Below are 21,437 nucleotides of genomic sequence, written 5' to 3' on the forward strand. Positions count from 1 at the left end.
GGCTTGAAGGATGCTTAAACGCTGCGAATCCAATCCGCTTCCGTGCTGATAAATCGGCAGACGGTAGCGGATTTTTGCGTCTGGTCCCGCAGGACGAGAGGGGAGTCCAACCCTGCTTCATAGCGGTTAAGAAAATGCAGGAAGACGTCAAGCTTGCGGAGCTGAAGCAGTTCAGGGAGACAAGCTAACTCGTGGGCTGTAAGCTCTTGTGCCTGGCGGTACCCAGCCAGCATCTCAACCACCACGGACCTGGAGAGGCCTCCAGGTGCCGATAATTGCTCGGCCAGGCAGACAGCCAGTTCCATTACCCGAAGGTCATGGGTGGCGAATTCGAAGTCGAGCACTGCACTGACGCTCCCACCGTCCATAAGCACGTTGGCGTGGGAGAAGTCGCCATGAATCCATTGCCGCGCAAGGCGGCGGATGGATTCGGCACGGCTGGGCAAGGAGGTCAGAATGTCCAGCAGGAAGTTCGCCTCCCCGGCGAGCGAAGCGAGGTCGGGGTCGGCATGATAGAGGCGGCGGGCGCTTTCCGCCGCCTCTGTGGTGTCTCCGCCCAGTAGCTCGTCATAGGGCGGATAGGCGGGCGCGGCTTCAAGCCGTAGTCCCGCCATGGCCTGCGTAAGCTGGCCCGTGGCGAGACCGTAGGCGTAAGCCAGATGGTGTTGGTCCGGTGCGGGCTTCGCCCCGGACAAATAGGTGAACAGCGCGGCGAGCTTGCCGTCCGGAGCGACGGTCCAGGTGCCGCCTTGCCGGGTGCGCAGCGGACAAGGCACGGCGAAAGGCAGCTCCTGCTTCGCGAGCAGCAGCAAGAGCTCGTGTTCGGCCGCAAGCTTGTCCGTCGAGCGATGATTTTCATAGATACGCAGCACTCGGACCAGCCCGTCCGGGAACAGCGCATAACGCGTTGTATTGTTCATGCCGCTGTCTCGCTCCTCGATTCCCAAGCAAGGAGGAAGCGGGTAGGCTTCAAGAATGGCTTGAATATAGTTATAGTCAGGGTGGAGCGTAGTCATCGGTGGGTCCAACTCCTTGGGAAGATTTCTGCAAATACCATAGATTATTAATAATGATTATAGCATCGACCGGGGTCCCCTGGCGCGAATAGCCCACCTTATTGATTGAAATTATCGCCCGTAAACGTAACATCACCATCGTCCAGCCGCAGAATAATCTTGTAATCTTCCCGCTCGAAGCTGTCCAATTGGGTCCCATACATAAACGACTTGTTCTCAGCTTCGAGCAGGGGAGAGGGCACGAGTTGATACGGCTTAAGGAGCGTGCCAATTACAGGGCGGATGCCGTTTGCATTAGCCTCCCCATAGAGGGGTTCGGTCCTTACGAGCAAGGCCTTGTTATTGGTCAACTCCAAATCAAGCTGCCAGAGGTCTCCTTTAACTTCAGTCTTATAAACCAGATGATTCTGATTAACAGGAGAGCCTATTGCGATGAAATAAGCCACGATAGCAAGAACCAGAACGATACCGGCAACGCTCAAGAGTAATTTCTCCGTGAATCTTCTCCGGATTTTCCTCAGGAAATCGATCTCCCGACGATCTGCAATAGTGGACGGCGCATCTGTTGGGGTGGACATTTGAGTATAGATAGCCTGACAGGCTTTGCATTCCTGCAAATGCTGTTGAATTTCAGCCTCCGTCTCTTTGCTCACCAAGCCGTCTATATAATTAGGCAATAAATCCTGAACGATATGGCATTTAAGCATTAGAGCACCTCCATAAGTTTTTGTTTGGCCCGGTAGAAGTTCACGCGTGCCCAGTTTTCGCTTTGGCCCAGGATCTCACCGATTTCCGCAAATGAAAACTCGCCGGATATCCGCATATGTACAACCTCACGCATCGGCTCGCTGAGTTGATGAATAGCCTTGTACAAATCCATCTTGTGACCGTGGAACAGGACAGCTTCCTCCGGGGACCTGGACGGCGAAGGAATATCCTCGTGAAGCTCTTGATGGGTTTGCTTGGTCTTCTTGGCAAGCTCCTGATACCAGATATGCTTGGCAATTTGACATAACCAAACTCTGATTTGGCAAGAGCCATCATAGGTATGAATGGAATAAACAGCCCGGTAGAATGTCTCCTCCGTGAGTTCCTCAGCCACGTCTGCATCATGGGTTAAACTGAGCAAGTACCTATAGACGCTATTAGCATGATTCTTATAGATTTCCTCCAAATCCTTCGCCATTCGTTCACCCCCTCTCACACTATATATCTATAAAACTAAACTTTCGTTACAAATGAAATAGAGAATATTTGGCGGCTTATCCGTCAAATTTGACATTCGATGAGATTTTTTATTTTAGGTATTGAAAAGCGCTTACATATGATCTATAATCTAGGTAAATCGATTTACTAAACCGATTTATCAAAAAGGGGGAAACAATCAACAACCCATTTTGCTTGAAACTGAACAGGATGGGAATTCTGAAGTGGAAGGGGAGATTTATTTTTCAAAATGAATCCATACCCGCAGAAATCCAAAGAAGGGCGAGAAATCAATTGAGTAACTTGGATGGTATTACTTTTGGCGAAGCGATGGCGATGTTTACCGCGGACGAACCGGGTCCATTCCATGAAATTAACCACTATACGCTAGGCTTGGCCGGTGCTGAAATGAACTTTGCGATCGGTTTGGCCAGGCTGGGCCTGAGGTCCGGGTGGGTAAGCCAGGTCGGGGAGGATTCCTTCGGCAAGCTGATTCTGCAGCGCCTGCAAGAAGAAGGGGTGGACAGGCAGCATGTTCAGGTTGACTCCCAGTACCCCACAGGTTTTCAATTGAAATCCAAGGTGGTGGAGGGAGATCCGGAAATTCAGTATTTCAGGAAAGGCTCTGCTGCAAGCTATATGGGACCAGAACGCTTCTCGGAAGAACATTATCTGAGAGCGGCTCATCTGCATATGACCGGTATTCCGCTGGCTTTGTCGGAGCACACCAGGGCTTACGCAGGCACCGTTCTTCGCTGCATGAAGGAGCATGGTCGGTCCGTTTCCTTTGACCCGAACTTGCGTCCTGCATTATGGAAGTCGGAAGAAGAGATGATTCAGGTGGTGAATGAATTTGCCATTGAATCGAATTACGTGCTTCCGGGTATAAGTGAGGGACAAATCCTCACGGGTTACGGGGAAGCTCGCGATATCGCTGCTTTTTATCTGGAGCGAGGGGTCGAGTTAGTGATTGTTAAGCTTGGTGCCGGGGGAGCCTACTACCGGAACGCTAGCGAGGAAGGCTATGTTGATCCTTATCCGATTGACCAAGCCGTGGATACGGTAGGTGCCGGAGACGGGTTTGCCGTAGGTGTAGTCAGTGCCCTGATCGAGAAGTGCTCAATCGTGGAGGCCGTGCAACGAGGAAATGCTATCGGTTCCCTGGCGGTTCAGTCCCCTGGGGATTATGACGGCTATCCGACGAGAGAGCAGCTAGAGCAATTTATGAAAGTTCAACCAATAAGGCAAATTTAGAGGGAGGCCATGAAATGTCGAAAGAACAAGAAGTTGCCAAACAGATTCTTGAGCATATTGGCGGTAAAGAGAATGTGACTTCTGTAGAACATTGTGCTACACGCTTAAGATTGATTTTGAAGGATAAATCCAAGATTAACGAGAAAAGTATCGATGAAATCGACGGAGTGAAGGGGCAATTCTTCTCCGCCGGACAATATCAAATCATCCTCGGCACAGGCTTCGTCAACAAGGTCTATGATGCGTTTGTGGGTGGAGATACCTCCATTCAGAATGATAATAAGGCGGAAGCCTACAAGAACATGACTCTGGTCCAAAAAATATCCAGAACGCTCGGTGACGTCTTTATTCCTATCATTCCTGTGCTGGTTGCGACCGGTCTGTTCATGGGTCTGCGCGGACTGATCACCAATCTCGGCGTTGAACTGAACCCGACCTTCCTGGTCTTTACTCAGGTGCTGACGGATACGGCTTTTGCCTTCCTGCCGGCTCTTGTAGGTTACTCTGTTATGAAGAAATTCGGCGGCTCTCCATTACTGGGGATCGTCATCGGGCTGATGCTGGTCGCACCGCAGCTCCCTAATGCGAATGCAGTGGCCAGCGGTACCGTGGAACCACTTCTGTTAAACTTCCTCGGGTTGTCGATCCCGATTACCGGATATCAGGGTTCCGTACTTCCTGCGCTCGTAATCGCTATCTTTGCGGCCAAAATAGAAAAGGGTTTCAAGAAGATTGTACCTGATACGTTATCTCTGATCATTACACCATTTGCTACGCTGCTCGTCAGTATTTTCTGCGGATTGCTGATCGTGGGTCCGTTGATGCACGGGATTGAAGCCATTATTTTGAACGGGTTCCGGGCGATGTTAACCTGGCCACTGGGAATCGGCGGATTTATCATCGGGGCCTTGGACCAATTAATTGTCACCACCGGGGTCCATCATATCTTCAAAGCGCTGGAGATTGAGCTTCTGGCCAAGACGGGCGCCAATGCCTTCAACGCCCTGGTATCCGGAGCGATTGCGGCACAAGGCGGCGCAGCTCTGGCGGTTGCATTCAAGACAAAGGATCTGAAGAAGAGATCGCTGTATTTCTCCTCCACGATTCCTGCTTTCCTGGGTATTACCGAGCCGGCTATCTTCGGGATTAACCTGCGGTTGGTGAAGCCGTTCGTATTCGGTCTCTTGGGCGGCGGTGTTGCCGGGATCTTCTCCTCCATCGTAGGCTTGCAAGGAACAGGTATGGCCATTACGGTAATCCCGGGCGCCTTGCTATACTTGAATGGCCAAATGCTGATGTACATCATTGCCAACTTGATTGGTCTGGGTGTAGCGTTCACCTTAACCTATCTTTTCTTCAAGCATAAGGAATAGCAGTTACGAGTTATCAGCATGACAGACAACACGATACTTCATCAGAAGGGAAGGTAAGCATGACACGGCTATATAATAACTTGAAATTACCGGACACCTGGCCTCCCGAATATAAGGAAACGACCTTGGACCAGCCACTTGGGGCTCCGTATATCAATAATAGGCCTGAAATCATCAATATCGAGGTAGGACGGCAATTGTTCGTCGATGATTTCCTGATCGAAGAGAGCAATCTGGTGCGTGAATTCCATCAGCCTGAGTTAGGGGATGCCCCGATCTTTGAGCCGACAACACCGCTGGAGTTAAATGAAGGCAATTGCACCTGTGCTTGTCCTTTCAACGATGGCATCTTCTACGACGATGAAGACAAGAAGTTCAAAATGTGGTATCACGCTGGTTGGTTTGATGCGGTAGGTTATGCGGAGAGCGACGACGGAGTACATTGGAGGCGGCTCACCGAGCTGCTTCCAGAGAGAACATCGGAGCGGGTCATTCCGCGCGAGTTCGGCACTTTGCGCGACGGTTCAGCCGTATGGCTGGACTATGAGGCGGAGCATCCCGACGAGAAATACAAGATGCTGATCTTCTACCGTAAGTATGACTTCGATGTGCGGTATTACCCGGACAAGCCGAAGCACTCCCACGATATCCCGGGTTCGATTCCGCCGCTGGAGCGAGCTGTACTATACAAATCGGCCAACGGTATTGATTGGCAGGAAGTGGGCGATGTTGGCCCGTGCGGCGATAATACTACCTTCTTCTATAATCCTTTTACGAAGAAATGGGTATTCAGCCTGCGGACCTTTTCTTCGCTGGATAGCCGTATTCGGACTAGAGGTTACTTCGAAACAGATGATTTCTTTGGCGGAACGAATTGGAAGGCCGAGGATATCAAGTTCTGGTCCAGAACCGATATCTATGATATGCCTGACCCGGACATGGGCTACTATACGCAATTGTACAATCTGGATGCTACGCCTTATGAGAGCTTGATGCTGGGAGTATTCAGCGTATTTATGGGACCTCCCAACAACATTAGCGGCAAGCAGGGATTGCCTAAGATTAATGACATTAAATTAGGCTATAGCCGGGATGGCTTCCACTGGCATCGTCCCACCTACGACAACTTTATTGCCTCTTCGCGGAAGAAGGGAGCGTGGGACTACGGATATGCCCATGCTGTCAATGGGGTGTGCCTGGTGGTGGAAGATGAGATTTACTTCTATTACTCCTGCTTCTCAGGGGAATCGCCGAAATTCGGTTCTCATAAATATTCCGGAGGCAGCCTGGGATTGGCTAAATTACGCCGGGACGGCTTTGCTTCCTTGAGCGACCAAGGTAAGGGCGGCGAAGTGCTGACGACCAAGCTAAGCTTTACCGGGAACCATCTGTTCGTCAACGCCTCCTGTGAGACGGGCCGGATTTATGCCGAACTGCTGGACGAGAATTCCAAGGTCATCGAGGGTTTTGGCAAGTCGGAGTGTATCCCGGTATCCGGGGATGCGACGAAGATAGAGTTGAAATGGAACAACAAGCGGTTAGAAGACTTAGATACCAACATCATCAAAATTCGTTTCTATTTAGAGAATGCAACGCTCTATTCCTTCTGGATCTCACCGGATGAAGAGGGGCATAGCAACGGCTATATGGCGGCGGGCGGCCCTGGATTTACCCAGGGACGTGATGTTCCTAAGTTCTGATAAAGTTCACAATCCCCCAAACACCCTCTAGACGATGCATGCGTTTAGAGGGTTTAGATTTACTAACTGGATTAGGGCCGCAAGACAAGATACAATAATAAGAGGTAGTTCAACAAGTCAGCTTTTGATCACGAAGCGGGTCAGGAAGTAGATTCGGCGTCGAATCTTGAATTCAGCCGGGTCTTCCGTTGCTCACGTACCCACTACGTACGCTCCGCTACTCAGCCCCTAGCTTTATCCAAGCTTCTCGGTGCTGAAAACCTGACTTTTTGAACACCGATTATCAAGGAGTGATTAAGAAAAAGAGGTAGAGCTTATGGAAAAAGTAACGATGGCGGATGTGGCGAAGGAAGCAGGCGTTTCCAAAAGCACGGTGTCCCAATTTTTGAATAAACGGTATGAATATATGAGCGACGACACCAAGAAGAAGATCGAGGAGGCCGTTAATCAGCTTGGCTACCAGCCTAACTATATCGCTCGCAGCTTGAAGCAGAAGCGGACGTCCATGATCGGCATTATCATAGCAAATATTATGCACCGTTTCTCTACTGAGGTCAGCCGGGCCATTGAGGATTATTTTAACGAATATGACATTCATACGATCTTCTGCAATGCAGATAACGATCCGGAGAAAGAGAAGAAGTATATTGATATGCTGCGTGCCAAGCAGGTGGATGGCCTTATTATTTTTCCTACCGGGCAAAATGTGCAGCTCTACGAGAATATGCTGAAAAGCGGTTATCCTGTGGTATTTATGGACCGCAAGGTACAGGGAATTGATATTCCTGCTGTGAAAGTCAACAACTTCGAATCCACCTATGCCATTATTGAGCACTTGATTAACTATGGGCATGACCGGATTGCTGTTGTGACACAGCCGCTGACTATTTCGACTCGGATTGACCGGATTGAGGGCTACAAGAGCGCGCTCAAAGCCTATGGAAAGTTACTTGATCCAAGGTACATCATCAGTGCAGAAGTATCGCTGATGGGGAATGCGTTGAAGCAGCTTTTTGCCGAAGCGGAGCCGCCGACAGCCCTATTGGCCGGGAATGACCTGGCCTTTTTGGAGGTGCTGAAATTTGCCAAGGAAGGCAAACTTAAGGTAGGCCGCGACTTCTCTTTAGCCGTATTTGACAATATTCCATTCGCTGATCTGGTGGACCCTCCGGTTACGATGATTGCGCAGCCTTCCTATGAGATGGGGAAGAAGGCGTCGGACATGCTGTACAAGTTGATCAAGAAGGAAGACACGGCCGTTCAGGATGTAGTGTATAGCTGTGAGCTTGTGGTGAAGGAATCATCCAGATTAACAAGAGAATAGGGGCAGTATATTCGAGCCCTTTTTTTGCCTATTTAATAAACCGATTTAGTTAAATGAGGGGCGACAATGATGATGATTCAATTGGCATTAGACCGCTTGACGATCGAGGAAGCGCTGAAATTGGGCGAACTGACGGAGGAGCACGTGGATTGGCTGGAAGTCGGAACTTCGCTCATTAAAGAATATGGGATGGACAGCGTAAGAAGAATGAAGGAACGTTTTCCTGACAAGACCCTCCTGGCAGATATGAAAACCATTGATAATGCCAAATATGAATTTGAGCTTTGTTTTGCGGCCGGGGCTGATGTAGTCACGGTTATGGGTGTTTCTCCCCTCGCTACGGTGGAGACTTGCTTGCAGACAGCTCAGAGCTTGGGCAAGAAGGTGATGATCGATTTGCTCAATACCACACCTGAGCAGCAGCAACGGTTGTTTCAATTAGCCAGTCAGGACGTATACTATTGCGAGCATGTCAGCAAGGACGAGCAGGAGGTATCGGGCAAAAGAAATGATTTAGCAGTAGCCAGTTACGCTCCTGATGTCAAGGTTGCGGTCGCTGGGGGCATTAGTATGGATTCGCTACCGGGCCTTGTTGTTAAACAGCCGGAGGTAGTCATTATTGGCTCAGCCATTACCAAAGCTGCTGATCCGCAAGGTGCCGCAAAAGCATTTAAGGAAGGTTTACAAGGAGGGTAATACGACGATGAACACAACAGAACTGATTTTACAGGAAATTCAGAGCGTAATGAGCAAGCTCGACAAGACACGTCTGAACGAGATTGCAGCTATTTTGCAGAACGGTAAGCGGATATTCGTTACGGGGGAAGGCCGTTCCGGATTTATGGCCAAATCCTTTGCAATGCGCTTAATGCATCTGGGGGCCAATGCGTATGTAGTGGGCGAAACGATCACGCCTTCCATCGAAGCCGGTGATGTGTTAATCGCTGTGTCAGGCTCGGGAAAAACGCAAAGTGTCATATGGACCGCGGAAAAAGCGAAAGCAGCCTCCTGCGAGGTGGTTGTGGTGACGACCAATCCAGATTCAGCCTTGGCATCTCATGCGTCTTTGTTGGCGGTCGTGCCTGCGGCTACGAAATATCGCAACGAGAACGAACCCCCATCTATTCAACCGCTAGGCTCGTTGTTTGATCAGAGCATCCACATTATGTTTGATGCCATTTGCCTGATCTATTCCAAGCTGAAGCAGGTCGACCATGAGCAAGCTTTCCAACGACACAGCAATTTGGAGTAGTTAATATATCTGCAATATCATGTTGATTCAGACAAGGAAATTTTTCCTTGTTGATTGGGAAACGTATGTTTTCGTATAATAAGAACAAATGTTCTTATTGGAGTGATACATATGTTAGATGATCTGGAGCGTAAACTGCTCCGTATTCTTTATAATTTTTCATCACTACACGGACGTATGCCTCGTATGCCCGAGCTGCAGCAAAAGACTGGGCGTTCCAGGGAAGAGATAACTGGAGCCTTACGCATACTTGTAGAGCAGCAATATATTCTTTGGCCAGACAATCCTGTTCTGGATACCATCACAATTCTCGAGGCGTGGGAAGTTTAGAAATGAACACAATTCAAGGCGGGAGACTCCCCGTCTTTTTTTGTTCCCTAAATGAGTTAGGCTATGATGTATATCCAATCCATCAAATCTGACCTATAAAATGTCCACTTATCTGAAAAATCTATAATTTTCCATTGTTAGCGTTTACATTATAATGAAAACAACTTAACCTTCAGGCAGACGTGAGACCTATGTTGAAGGGAGGAATGAATTTGAACCGTAAGGTACAACGTTCACCATGGCTCAGCATACTGCTGCTTGTGATGGTGGTCATGCTGGCAAGCTGCGGCGGAACAAATGCAGGACAGAACTCGATGGGGGCTTCGCCGGATAACGCTGGCGGTAATTCTGCCACGGGGGCGGAAGGGAATACGAATGAAGGCGGACAGAAGGAGCCTGTAACGCTGAAATACACATTCTGGGGGAGTCCTCAGGAGAAGAAGGCTGTGGAGGAAGCAACGCAGAAATTCACGGAGAAATATCCGTGGATTACCGTCAATGCCGTGCATATACCTGAAAGCGATTATGACGCCAAGCTCACGGCTATGGTAGCCGCCAATGAAACACCGGATGCCGGGTATGTCCATGGTGAATTGGGCGAGGCCTGGCAGCGCGAAGGCAAATTCATTAACTTCAACGATATGTTCGCCAAGGACACGGAGCTGAAGAAGGAGGATTTCCTCGATTATATCTGGTTTAATGGCGATGACCCGGACTATACCTGGGGAATTAGCACAGCCGGGGAGACCTTTGCCTTGTTTTACAACAAGGATTTATTTACAGAGGCTAAGGTGGAGATGCCTCCAGCGAAGGCGGAGGAAGCCTGGACCTGGGAGGAATTTGTGGAGGTCGCCAAGCAGCTAACCCTTGACAAGAATGGAAAAAATGCGGCCGATCCTGATTTTGATGAAAATAATATCAAGCAATTTGGCGTTTCCTTCGAGAGCTGGTATGGTCCAGTGATGGCGCACATCGTCAACAATAACGGCGATCTTGTATCCGAGGACGGTACGACGTTCGCGCTGGACCAACCGGAAGCCGTGGAAGCCATCCAACGCTTGGCCGATCTGATCAATGTGCATCATGTGGCACCGAACCCGGTGCAAGCCAAGTCCATACCTTCTCAGGCGGTGGCGTTGCAATCGCGTCTGGTTGCCATGAGTATGCACGGACAGTGGATCAATCTCGACCTGGGAGCTGCCAAGGTGAACTATGATATCGGCGTATTGCCGAAGATGCAGCGAAGCGTGGCGATGGGAATCAGCGGAGTAAGTGCTATGTTCAAGGCGACAAAGTATCCGGAGGAGACCTGGCTCTTGACCAAGTTCCTGGCAGATCCGTCGGGGGCGTTGAACCTGTACCGGGATGGACTTTGGATGCCAACGCTTAAGGCTTGGTACACAGACCCGGCATTGGTGGCCCAGTGGGCCGAGGATAATCCCTCTCATCCGGCCGGCTTCAAGGACGCCTTCCTGGATAATCTGCTCAATAACAGCACTCCATCGCCGGTGTATTATGTGAAGAATTTCGGCAAGGTAAGCTCATTGGCTTTTTCTGCCCTCGATCCGGTGTGGCTGGGCAAGCAAACGGCTGAAGAGGCGATGAAGGCAGTAGCGGCCAAGGTTCAACCTGAGGTTCAGGGGCGTTACGACAAATAGCAGCACACGGGGCCCAAGTCCAAGGGGCGTGTACTAAGCCATAAAGCTTAGCCCTCCTTGGGCATCCCCATCCTGGCAGAAGGAGTTACGTATGAAAATGGCTGAAACATCCGTCTCAAGTCAAGCTGTGTTTGATCCGGGGCGGGGGATACGCAAGCGCAAAAGGAACGAACTGAAATATGGGTTGTTGTTTGCTTCCCCCGTATTGCTGGGCTACCTGCTTTTCGTGCTGGGACCATTGCTGTTTACCTTCGCGCTTGGCTTTACGGAATACAGTATGGTGGGCAGTCCCAAGTTTGTGGGCATGGATAACTTCGTTCGGCTGTTCAGTGGACGGGAGCCTTTGTTCTACGATGCCACCGTTAGCACCCTATATTATGTGTTCGTCAGCGTTCCCCTGGGCATTGCCTTCTCCTTCATTCTGGCGATGCTGCTCAATAGCAAAATCAAGGGCCAATCCTTCTTTCGTGGTCTGTTCTTCCTGCCGGTGGTTATCCCGCTCGCCGCATCCTCGGTCATTTGGCTGTGGATGCTCCAGCCGGATTTCGGCATCGTCAATTATGTGCTGGGCTTGCTGCATCTGCCCAAGAGTTCCTGGCTATCTTCGGATACGACCGTCATTCCTACCTTAATTCTGTTCAGCCTTTGGTTGACAGGGAACACGATGGTCATTTTCCTGGCTGGTCTGCAAAACATTCCGTCTCATCTGTATGAAGCCTTAGAGGTAGACGGGGGACATACCTTACACAAGATTTGGTACATCACATTGCCGATGTGCTCGCCGATTATATTCTTCAATACGGTCATTGGATTGGTGAACGCCTTCCAGACTTTTGTCCAGCCTTCAGTCATGACGCAGGGAGGGCCGGATAATGCGAGCTATCTCATCGTCTATTACTTGTTCAAGGAAGGGTTCCAATTCACGAAGTTTGGCACGGCCAGTGCGGTCGCATCCTTGTTGTTCCTGGTTGTTCTGCTGTGCACCTTCGTGCTCTTCAGATTCTCTAATTCACTGGTTTATTACGAAGGGCGGGAGCGTGAACGATGATCTTACGCAGAACAGTGGGTCGCATCTGCTTGTATGCCATCTTGTCACTAGGCGGCTTTATATTTGTCTTTCCGTTCTATTGGATGCTGCGCACGGCTTTTACCGGCATGGAGGGGTTATTCACCATTCCGCCGGATATCATTCCGAATACGTTCCAGTTCGACAATTTTGCCGAGGCGCTTTCCAGCAGTCCGTTTGGTCTTTACTTCTGGAACAGTACCGTAGTGACTGTGTTATCCGTAGCAGGTGTCCTTCTGTCCGGATCGGTATGTGCCTACAGCTTCTCGCGGATTTCCTGGCCCGGGCGGGATAAAATCTTCGGCTTCATCCTTACGGGGCTGATGCTGCCGTTCTTCGTAGTGATGATCCCGCATTTTCTCGGGTGGAAGCTGCTTCATCTCACGGATACGCTGGTGCCGCTGATTGCTCCGGCCTGGTTCGGCGGCGGGGTATTCAACATCTTCTTGCTGCGCCAGTTCTTCCTGACTATTCCGCGGGAGATGGATGAGGCGGCCAAGATGGACGGGGCCGGTCACTTCCGTATCTACTGGAATATCATTATGCCTATCGGCAAGCAGGCGTTAATTGTGGTTGGCATGTTGACCTTTCTGGCGAACTGGAATGATTATCTGGCCCCGATGGTGTTCATTTCCTCAGAGAAAAACTATACCCTGATGCTCGGACTTACGCTCTTCCAAGGCACCTATACTGCCCAGTGGCATCTGATGATGGCGGCAACCTCCATTATTGTTCTGCCTTCATTAGCCGTATTCCTGATTGGCCAACGGTTCTTCGTGGAGGGCATTGCCATGAGCGGTGTGAAGGGATAAGAATAACCTCCTATTTATACCAATTTGTTCAATTATTTGATTATAATGAGGTATAAGGAGGGGAGAATATGCTGCATTTCCTGTTGGTTGATGATGAACCTGGCCATGTGCTTGGCTTTACCGGATTACTGGGTAAGCTGCGACCGAATGACCGCATCAGTTCTGCGCGCAACGGCGAGGAAGCTTTGCATCTTTGTGCTCATCAGAGCTTTGATCTGATCTTCACCGATATCCAGATGCCGCAGATGAACGGTCTGGAGCTTATGGAGAAGCTTGACCCGTTGGTTCGGTCGAAGGTGGTCGTATTGAGTGGGTATGACTTTTTTGAATACGCTCAGAAAGCGCTTACTTTTGGGGCCTTTGGCTACTTGTTGAAGCCGGTAGACGTGGGTAAGCTGCAAGAGGTGTTCCGCCGGGCGGAGCAAACTAGCGAGCGTGAGCGGGGAGAGCGGAGGCGCCAGCAAGAACTGGCAGCCCGCATCAGTCGAATGGAACCGGCCTATAGCGAGCGCTTGTTGCAGGCCTGGGTTGAGGGGACACTTAGCCCGGAGCGACTGAGTGAATTGGCGGCCATCCTGCCTTTCACAGGAGCGGGTGCAGCGGTCTGCGCTCGCAGGAAGACGCCCTTCAGTCACGAGGAAGTGCAGCAAGTGCAGGCTCGTCTACGGAGTTACGGAGATAGTCTCTGTTTTCTCTTAGGACACGGGGACGAAGAATTAGTTTGTCTGCTGGGCGGGGGGATAGACGCCGCCAGCGCTGGACGGATATTTGCTGAAATGGCTCAGCAGCCAGCATTTGAGTCCTTGGTGGCAGGAATAGGAACGCGCCGTGACTCTCTGCTGCTAGAAGCTCACCTCAGTTTGAGCGAGGCCCGCCTGGCCTTGGCGGAGCATTTCTACCATGAGGATCAAATCGTATTTTACTTTACCTCCTGCGGGCTGGACCGCGAGGCTCTTCCTGTGCTGACAACCGCAGAGGAGTCGCAGTTGAAGGAGGCAATCCGCAGCGGGGATGAGGCGGCGGCCACCGAGTCACTTGCCAGCATATTTCGCGAGTGGCGTCATCGCCCTTATCCGCTGCCCCGCCGTGTACGGGATAAGTGCCGGCTGCTGCTCACCAAGGCGATCGAGGATCATGAACTACTCCGCGAGGGAAGCCAGCACGATGACTGGCTGAGGGAGATTGAGGCCTTCACGGAGCATGCGACCGTCTTATCGACGCTTGCGAGCGCTGCCCACGATGTGCTTCGCCGTGCCGTTCACTCGGTTCGGGAGTGGAAGGACAATCGCCGTCACCAGCTTGTCCATCGCTGTCTGGCCTATATCGATGAGCATTACGCTTACGACATTTCCCTGGAATCTGCGGCTGAACGCTTTGGACTTAGTCCCGGCTATTTCAGCCAGTATTTCAAGAACAAGCTGCATATCAACTTTACGGCCTACTTGAATCAAGTCCGCTTGACCAAGGCCAAGGTCATGCTGGAGCGCGAAGATTTGCGAGTCTACCAAATTGCTCAATCTGTTGGGTATCAGGATGCCAAGTATTTCAACCGCGTATTCAAACGCGAGGTCGGAATGACGCCGGAGGAATACCGCAAAACCATTCGCCTTCTAGAACGGAAGCGGGGGTAGAGCCTCTTGATGATGCCCTTCATCCGTGCATTTCGGCGGTTTAACCGTCTCAAATTCAGAACTAAATTGATTGTCTACTATGTCTTCCTCATTGCCTTCCCCATCATGCTCATCAGCTATGCCTACTACAAAACCAGCTCAGACATCATTCTCAAGCACGCCAGCGACAGTATGCAGGAGGTTGTCCAGAAGAATACCCAATATACAGACATCGTTCTGGGTCGAGTCAAGGATCAATCATTGTCCCTGTTAGCTGACCCGGACCTGTTCCATCTCTTCGACCGAACGCGCCCCACAGATTTGCTCGAACTGTTGCAAATGGACCGCAAGGTCTCGGAGATCTTAAGCACCTATTACGCCTCCGAGCCGAGCGTAGAGGGCGTTCAACTCGTCACCAGCTATTACAGCTTTGGCGGGACGGCGTCGGTGACTTCCAGACCCACCTTTGTGTCTGTCAAGCCGGACAAGCTGCATACGTCAGAGCTTTACCGCCAAACGCGGCTGGCCGATGGCAAGCTGATCTGGATTCCCACCTATGATTTTGCCAAACAATTCGACCAGCAGGAACTTACGGACATGGACCCAAGATACCGCTACGTCTTCTCAGCCGCCCAATTGCTCAAGAGCTCCATTGTTCAAGATGGTGTGGTAAGAAGCTGGCAGGCGCGCACCGAATACCCGCTGCTGCTGATTAATTTCAACGAAAGCTTCTTCCGCTCACCGAAGGGGAGCGAGACGGCTATTGAGGGCTCTTATCTCTTCGTGATTTCCGGGGGAGGAGATATTGTCGCTCACCCGGATACGGGCAGGCTGACGGCGGCGGAATCTGCCGATTGGTTAAGCAAGGCGTTGGTGCTCAAGCGAGGCACGGCTATATCGGAGATGGATGGAGAGAAGATGCTCATATGCTATGACACTTCGGAAATTACCGGGTGGATTAGTGTACTGGCGGTGCCTTATGACCGGCTGCTCAGCGATCTTCCCTTGGTGCCGATCTATAGCCTTTACATTGCCGCGGTACTCATTGCGGTATCTGTGGCGGTAGCGTATATGATTTCAGGTTGGCTGACGAACCCGATCAAGAAGCTCTTAGTAGCGATTCAGTTGACGGGACGTGGTGTCTTCTCGACCAAAATTCCCGAGCAGCATGATCTGGAATTTGGAATTCTCATCAACAAATTCAATCTGATGAACGAGAAGATCGGAGATTTGATCAAGGAGAACTACGAGACCCGGCTGCGGGAGAAGGAGGCCGAGATCATGGCGCTGAATTTGCAGCTTAACCCGCATTTTCTCTACAACACGCTTAATGTGATTAACTGGATGGCTCTGGAACGGGGAGAGGAAGCGATGAGCAAGATGCTCGTCAGCTTGTCCACCATGTTGCAATACACGGTCAAAAACAAGCAGGAACTCGTAGCATTTAACGATGACCTTAACTGGCTGCGGAGCTATCTGTACATTATGGAGCAGCGTTATCGCGGCGTCTTTGAAGCCGAATATGACCTGGAAGACATTCCGGCGGACATCAAGGTGCCGAAGATGTTCCTTCAGCCGCTCGTGGAGAATGCCATTATTCATGGATTTAGCGCGATCCAAGCGGGGGGCAAGTTGGTCATTACTGGCCGCGAAGAGGCGGGGATACTGGAATTCACGGTAGAGGACAACGGCCAAGGCATGGATGAAGCTACCCTGGGAGCGGTGCTGAATCCCGATGCTACTGGCGTGGGGTTGTCCAATGTCAGGAGCCGAATCAAGCTACTGTATGGAGATGACTACGGTGTAGAGCTTCATTCAGCACCAGGCCAAGGAACCCGGGTTGTCGTGCGTTTGCCGAGGCAGAGCTAGGAGCTTGGAACCTGTGCCATGCCCTTAAGGTACTTATGCGGCCCATTTCAACTGGAAAGGAGGTGGTGTTCTTCAGGTAGGCATCGGAGAGAGGACAAGCATACACATAAGAAACCCGGATCGGAGAAGAGGGCTGTTCTGACTATTCCTGAATCGAAGAAGGAGGCGCGACGAATGATGGGGCAAGGAAGGACACTGTCAAGACCTATAAAATGGCTAGTCGGCTTATTTGTCGCAAGTACGCTGGTTATCGCATTACCGAAGGCGGCTTCCGCCTACACATTGTCCAACGGCGATTTTCAGGTAACTACGGGAAATCACGGGGAAATTACCAGCTTGCAGATTGTCGGGGACAGCTTTCCAACCAACTACGTGATGAACACTACCAATGCACCGCAGCAAAATACGTCCGATCACCAGTGGGTGGGGGAGTTGATGTTCAAGTACCGCTTGAATAACGGGGCCTGGACGACAGCTTGGACCAACCGCTCTGCGGACGGGCGGACGCAAAGCCAATCCGGAAATACGGTCAATATCACGTATCAGAATTCAAGCAATTCAGAAGGAATTCGCAACTTCCGGGTGAACCAGTCTTATTCATTGCAGAGCAATCACTTGCGCTGGGAGATTACGTTGACCAACACCAGCAATCAGACGCTGGAAATTGGCGATTTCGGGCTGCCTTTGCCTTTCAATGAATATTGGTCAGCAGGGGGCAATGAGCAGATTTACGAGTCGCGGGTTGTAACCCACTCTAACGTGGCTAACAACAACTCCTATATTACGGTTCAACGTCCAAGCGGCATTGGCAATACACTGCTCATGGTGCCGGATAGCACGACCGGGGCAGGGTTCGAATATATGGACAACTGGCGGATTGAAGAGCATCCGGGCAGCAAATGGGCAGCCGATCAAGGCGGCTGGCCGGAAGGGCTGACGGTGTTCTATATCCACTCCAATGTTATCAAGAGCACGAACCGAGGGTATTTGCCGAATACGAGCCTCGTATTGGCACCGGGGGCCAGCAAGACGTATGCCTTCAAATTTTTCAAAGCGGCTAACGAGCAAGCCGTGAAGGATCGACTGTACTCGGAAGGCATGATCGACTTTACTGTCGTACCGGGGATGATTGTGCCTACGGACCAGACGGCCAAGTTCAGCTTGCGGACGACCAAGGCGATCAACTCCGTTGTGGCTCAGTATCCTTCGCAGACCACGATTACTTCAATTGGTACCGCGCCTGGCGGACACCAACTGTATTCATTAAAGCTAAGCAGGCTCGGCCAAAATGACATTACAGTGAACTATGGTAGCGGCGAGAAGACCGTCCTGCAATTTTACGCTATTGAGCCTATTGCCGATGCCTTGCAGCGCCATGCCACCTTTATGGTACAGAAGCAACAGTGGAATGTGCCAGGAGATATCCGGGACAAGGTGTTTGACGACTGGATGATGCAGTCGAATTCCCGTCGTAACGTATTTAATGGTTATTGGGGTTGGGGCGATGATTGGGGCTTGACCCATGGCCAGTTCCTGGCCGAGAAGAATGTTCAGAGACCGGTAGCGTCCGAGATTCAAGCCGTAGATGACTATCTGGAGACGGCGATCTGGACCAACCTGATGAACGGGCATCATGACGATTATTTAATTCACGATTTCCTCATGCCGGAGCCGAACACGACGCCAACTTATCGTGGATACGCATACCCGCACGTTTACAATACCTACTTCAGCATGTACAAGCTGGCAAAGATGTACCCGGATCTGATCAACTATGAGCATCCACGTACGACTTATCTGCTTCGTGCCTATAATATTTTCAAAGCATTATACGATGGTCCGGTGGCGTACAACTGGAATACCGGGCTGATGGGCGAACTCAGCACGCCAGAGATTATCAAGGCATTGCAAGAGGAGGGGTATAACACCCAAGCCAACGATGTTATTAATAAAATGACCCGCAAGTATAACAATTTCCGCAACACCACTTATCCGTACGGCTCCGAATATAACTACGACAACACGGGAGAAGAGTCCGTATATACGCTTGCGAAGATGAACGATAATCAGACGATGATGAACAAAATCAATACCAAGGTTCGGGCGACTCGTGGTCATATGCCGCTCTGGTACTTCTATTCGGTGCCGGTGACGATTACAGGCGAACCATGGTGGAACTTCCAGTACACGGTAGCGTTGCAGGGCTACGCGATGGATGATTGGGTGCGTAATCATTCTACGAATCCGGAGGTGGAGCAACGTCTGACCTATGCTTCAAAGATTGGTAATCTGAGCGCAATCAACTCCGGGCAAATCAGCTCCGACCCGGAAGATATCGGGGCAGTGTCCTGGACGTATCAAATGACCAAGGGCAACCATGGGGCACTTGGTGTCGGGGATGGCCCGCTGTTTAACGGATGGCGCGGCATGTCCGGCGAAGCCGATCTGGGCCTGTGGGGTGCGATCAAGATCCTGAGCGCCGATGTAGCGGTTGATCCGCTGTTTGGCCTTTACGGGTACGGAGCCGATGTTACCAAGAATGGCAACAACTACGTTGTGATTCCGAAGGACGGCGTGTTCCAGAAGCTGAATCTGATTACAGAGAAATTCGGGATGGCCTTGGAGCGGGATACCTATACAACAGCTACAGTAGCAACCTCCAAGGACTATGTCCAATTTAACCTGAAGAATGCAACGCCAGGGACCGCTCATACCACGAAGGTGACCTTCACTGGTCTTGCTGCGGATTCCTATGATGTATTAATCAACGACAATGTCGTTGGCAACGTGACGGCAATCAGTGGATCACCGGCTGTAGTCTCTCTGAACATCGGTACGGCCACGACTTATGACATCAAATTGCAGCCCGGCGATGGTCCGGGTGTACCGGGAACACCGGAAGTAGTAGCCATTTATCCGCTGGATGAGACTTCGGGTTCCACGGCTACGGATACCTCAGGTAATGGGTACAATGCTACTCTGTCCGGTGGAACTAGCTGGGTGGCAGGGAAGTCCGGTAATGCACTGGCCTTGAACGGCACGAATGCGTACGCCTCGTTGCCTTCAGGTGTCACCAGCAACGTGAACGACTTTACCATTGCTACCTGGGTGAACCTGGGGGCTAACTCCGAATGGGCCCGGATTTTCGACTTCGGTACGGGAACAAGCAGTTATATGTTCCTGACTCCTGATGCCGGGGGAGCTGCCGGGCTACGATTTGGCATCACGACCAACGGGAATGGCAGTGAGCAGCAGATTGGCGTGAATACGCCGCTTCCTACCGGGGAATGGACTCATGTTGCAGTCACAAAATCCGGAACAACGGGCATTCTATACGTCAACGGCAGCGAGGTTGCTCGCAATACGGCGCTGACCTTAAGCCCGTCAAATTTGGGCTTGACGACGCAAAATTGGATTGGACGCTCGCAATTCAGCGGGGATGCGTATCTCAACGGAAGCGTTGATGACTTCCGGATTTACGGTCGTGGACTCAGTGCTACCGAAATTGCTGCACTGGCTAGTAGTGACTCGGAGGGGGGCGAGGAGGAGACGGAGGATATTGCTCCGCTTGCTACGGTCTCGACTTCTTATGTCTCCCCTTGGGAGAGTCTCGACGGCTTGAATGACGGCTATAGCCCAACCAGTTCCAACGACCGTGGTCATGCGGTTTACGGGAATTGGGACAACCCGAATACTACTCAATGGGTCCAGTATGAGTGGAATCAGACCTTCACAGTGAAACAGGTCGATGTCTATTGGTTTGATGACGACGGTGGAATTGATCTTCCCGCTGCCTATACCCTTCAATATTGGGATGGGTCAGCTTGGGTAGATGTGACAGGGGCTTCGGGGTACGGAACCCAGGCCGATCAATATAACACAACCACATTTACTCCTGTGACCACCGATCGCCTGCGGCTGATGATTGTGGCCAAGGAAACAACCTCAACGGGACTGCAAAGCTGGAAGGTCTACGGTTCCTGAGGCGTGCTCCCTAAGCAGGAGAAGAATCAGCAAGAGCTGAATTAAGCAAATGGCGCTCCCGGGCATGTCCGGGCAGCGCCATTTGTACTTCATCGTCCTTTACATAAACTTAACATCGCGATGATATAGAGATGATTGATGCTACGTAACATAGGGAGTTGAGCTTCAAGCTCTTGTCGTATTCCTGACGGAAGGTGAGGTAATTTATAACATGTCTAAATTTCCCTTAATGACTGCTCATACCGGCTGTATGGGACATCCCGATCATTCCTTGATTTCGCTGGATGCGGCGCTGGAATTGGGAGCTGATATTTACGAAGATGATGTTCGCGTAACGCGTGATGGAAAGCTTGTTCTGGCTCACGATGACGGGGTTAGTTTGCATGGCGGTGGTCAAGGTAGCATCTTAGCCATGAGCTGGAAGGAGTTACAGGATGAAGCAATATCACCGCCGCTTCTGCTGGAGACGCTCCTGTCCCGTGTTAGGGAGGTCGGTCTCACCATGAATCTGGATCTAAAGACAATGGCCTGCCTGAAGCCATTGGCGGCGTTGATTCATCGCCTAGAGATGACCGAGCAGGTCTTCCTCAGTGGTTGCGGCTATTCTGCTGCTCTGGAGGCTCAGCTAGGTGCGCCCCAATTACATAAGCTGCTGAATATAGACGTTGATCGTTTTCACACGCTTAGTTATACCAAGGCGGTTGCTCATGCCTGTGCGGATAGCCTGGCGACAGGTTGCTTCGGGTTAAATGTTCCTTATGAGCTTGTCCGGCCGGAAATGCTGGAGGCGGCCCATAACCAAGGCCTGGTGGTGTATGTCTGGACGGTATCCGAGGCTAGGGAGATGAGGCGGCTGGCTTCCATGGGAGTGGATGCGATCACTACCCGTGAACTGGATACGTTCCTCTCCGTAAGAGCTGAACTGACATCATGAAATTTTAGTATTTGGCGACAGAAGCGGGTTATTCTATAATTAGGCATAT

General features: G+C 51.0%; 17 protein-coding genes. 14 read left to right on the forward strand and 3 right to left on the reverse strand.

From position 1 onward, the window contains the following. Nucleotides 1-14: 14 nt before the first annotated feature. The 3 genes from BN3279_RS18695 to BN3279_RS18705 form a co-directional block, all read right to left on the reverse strand. A complete protein-coding gene (locus BN3279_RS18695; RefSeq protein WP_059052891.1) occupies nt 15-1,016 on the reverse strand; it encodes a phosphotransferase in 1,002 nt (333 codons plus the stop codon). A gap of 98 nt (nt 1,017-1,114) precedes the next feature. After that, the gene (locus BN3279_RS18700; RefSeq protein ID WP_059052892.1) at nt 1,115-1,723 is read right to left on the reverse strand and encodes a zf-HC2 domain-containing protein; all 609 of its coding nucleotides are present in this window, start codon (nt 1,721-1,723) and stop codon (nt 1,115-1,117) included. Next, complete coding sequence (locus BN3279_RS18705; protein ID WP_059052894.1) at nt 1,723-2,202, reverse strand: RNA polymerase sigma factor; 480 nt, start codon at nt 2,200-2,202, stop codon at nt 1,723-1,725. Before BN3279_RS18705 ends, BN3279_RS18700 begins: the two co-directional genes overlap by 1 nt. 314 nt (nt 2,203-2,516) lie before the next feature. On the opposite strand from BN3279_RS18705, the gene BN3279_RS18710 reads away from it, so the two are divergent. The 14 genes from BN3279_RS18710 (at nt 2,517) to BN3279_RS18775 (ending at nt 21,388) form a co-directional block, all read left to right on the forward strand. Continuing rightward, on the forward strand, nt 2,517-3,476 hold the full coding sequence (locus BN3279_RS18710) for a sugar kinase (RefSeq protein WP_232436887.1): 960 nt from the start codon (nt 2,517-2,519) through the stop codon (nt 3,474-3,476). A gap of 14 nt (nt 3,477-3,490) precedes the next feature. Beyond that, nucleotides 3,491-4,849: a PTS transporter subunit EIIC gene (locus BN3279_RS18715; protein WP_059052896.1), complete on the forward strand. Its 1,359-nt coding sequence runs from the start codon at nt 3,491-3,493 to the stop codon at nt 4,847-4,849. 59 nt (nt 4,850-4,908) lie between these two features. Beyond that, entirely contained in the window at nt 4,909-6,549 is a 1,641-nt protein-coding gene (locus tag BN3279_RS18720; protein WP_059052898.1) for a glycoside hydrolase family protein, read from the forward strand. 316 nt (nt 6,550-6,865) lie between these two features. Then, nucleotides 6,866-7,873 carry a LacI family DNA-binding transcriptional regulator gene (locus BN3279_RS18725; RefSeq protein ID WP_059052900.1) on the forward strand — a complete coding sequence of 336 codons (1,008 nt, stop codon included), beginning with the start codon at nt 6,866-6,868 and terminating at the stop codon, nt 7,871-7,873. A gap of 69 nt (nt 7,874-7,942) precedes the next feature. Further along, the gene (gene hxlA, locus BN3279_RS18730; protein WP_059054555.1) at nt 7,943-8,569 is read left to right on the forward strand and encodes a 3-hexulose-6-phosphate synthase; all 627 of its coding nucleotides are present in this window, start codon (nt 7,943-7,945) and stop codon (nt 8,567-8,569) included. Nucleotides 8,570-8,576: 7 nt separating this feature from the next. Then, on the forward strand, nt 8,577-9,125 hold the full coding sequence (hxlB, locus tag BN3279_RS18735) for a 6-phospho-3-hexuloisomerase (protein ID WP_059052903.1): 549 nt from the start codon (nt 8,577-8,579) through the stop codon (nt 9,123-9,125). A gap of 111 nt (nt 9,126-9,236) precedes the next feature. Continuing rightward, nucleotides 9,237-9,455 (forward strand): hypothetical protein, encoded by a 219-nt coding sequence (locus BN3279_RS18740; RefSeq protein ID WP_059052905.1) that lies wholly within the window; start codon nt 9,237-9,239, stop codon nt 9,453-9,455. 212 nt (nt 9,456-9,667) lie between these two features. Next, nucleotides 9,668-11,113: an ABC transporter substrate-binding protein gene (locus BN3279_RS18745; RefSeq protein WP_059052907.1), complete on the forward strand. Its 1,446-nt coding sequence runs from the start codon at nt 9,668-9,670 to the stop codon at nt 11,111-11,113. 97 nt (nt 11,114-11,210) lie between these two features. Further along, nucleotides 11,211-12,161 (forward strand): carbohydrate ABC transporter permease, encoded by a 951-nt coding sequence (locus tag BN3279_RS18750; RefSeq protein ID WP_089153506.1) that lies wholly within the window; start codon nt 11,211-11,213, stop codon nt 12,159-12,161. Then, nucleotides 12,158-12,991, forward strand: a complete 834-nt coding sequence (locus tag BN3279_RS18755; RefSeq protein ID WP_059052908.1) for a carbohydrate ABC transporter permease — start codon at nt 12,158-12,160, stop codon at nt 12,989-12,991. Before BN3279_RS18750 ends, BN3279_RS18755 begins: the two co-directional genes overlap by 4 nt. Before the next feature lie 68 nt (nt 12,992-13,059). Beyond that, nucleotides 13,060-14,622 (forward strand): helix-turn-helix domain-containing protein, encoded by a 1,563-nt coding sequence (locus BN3279_RS18760; RefSeq protein ID WP_059052910.1) that lies wholly within the window; start codon nt 13,060-13,062, stop codon nt 14,620-14,622. A gap of 9 nt (nt 14,623-14,631) precedes the next feature. After that, nucleotides 14,632-16,470 carry a sensor histidine kinase gene (locus tag BN3279_RS18765; RefSeq protein ID WP_082673135.1) on the forward strand — a complete coding sequence of 613 codons (1,839 nt, stop codon included), beginning with the start codon at nt 14,632-14,634 and terminating at the stop codon, nt 16,468-16,470. Nucleotides 16,471-16,644: 174 nt separating this feature from the next. Next, nucleotides 16,645-20,454 carry a DUF5695 domain-containing protein gene (locus BN3279_RS18770; protein ID WP_232436888.1) on the forward strand — a complete coding sequence of 1,270 codons (3,810 nt, stop codon included), beginning with the start codon at nt 16,645-16,647 and terminating at the stop codon, nt 20,452-20,454. A gap of 211 nt (nt 20,455-20,665) precedes the next feature. Then, nucleotides 20,666-21,388, forward strand: coding sequence for a glycerophosphodiester phosphodiesterase (locus BN3279_RS18775; RefSeq protein ID WP_059052912.1), 723 nt, complete (start codon nt 20,666-20,668; stop codon nt 21,386-21,388). Nucleotides 21,389-21,437: the final 49 nt, after the last annotated feature.

The organism is Paenibacillus senegalimassiliensis, from assembly GCF_001486585.1.
Classification (GTDB): domain Bacteria; phylum Bacillota; class Bacilli; order Paenibacillales; family Paenibacillaceae; genus Fontibacillus; species Fontibacillus senegalimassiliensis.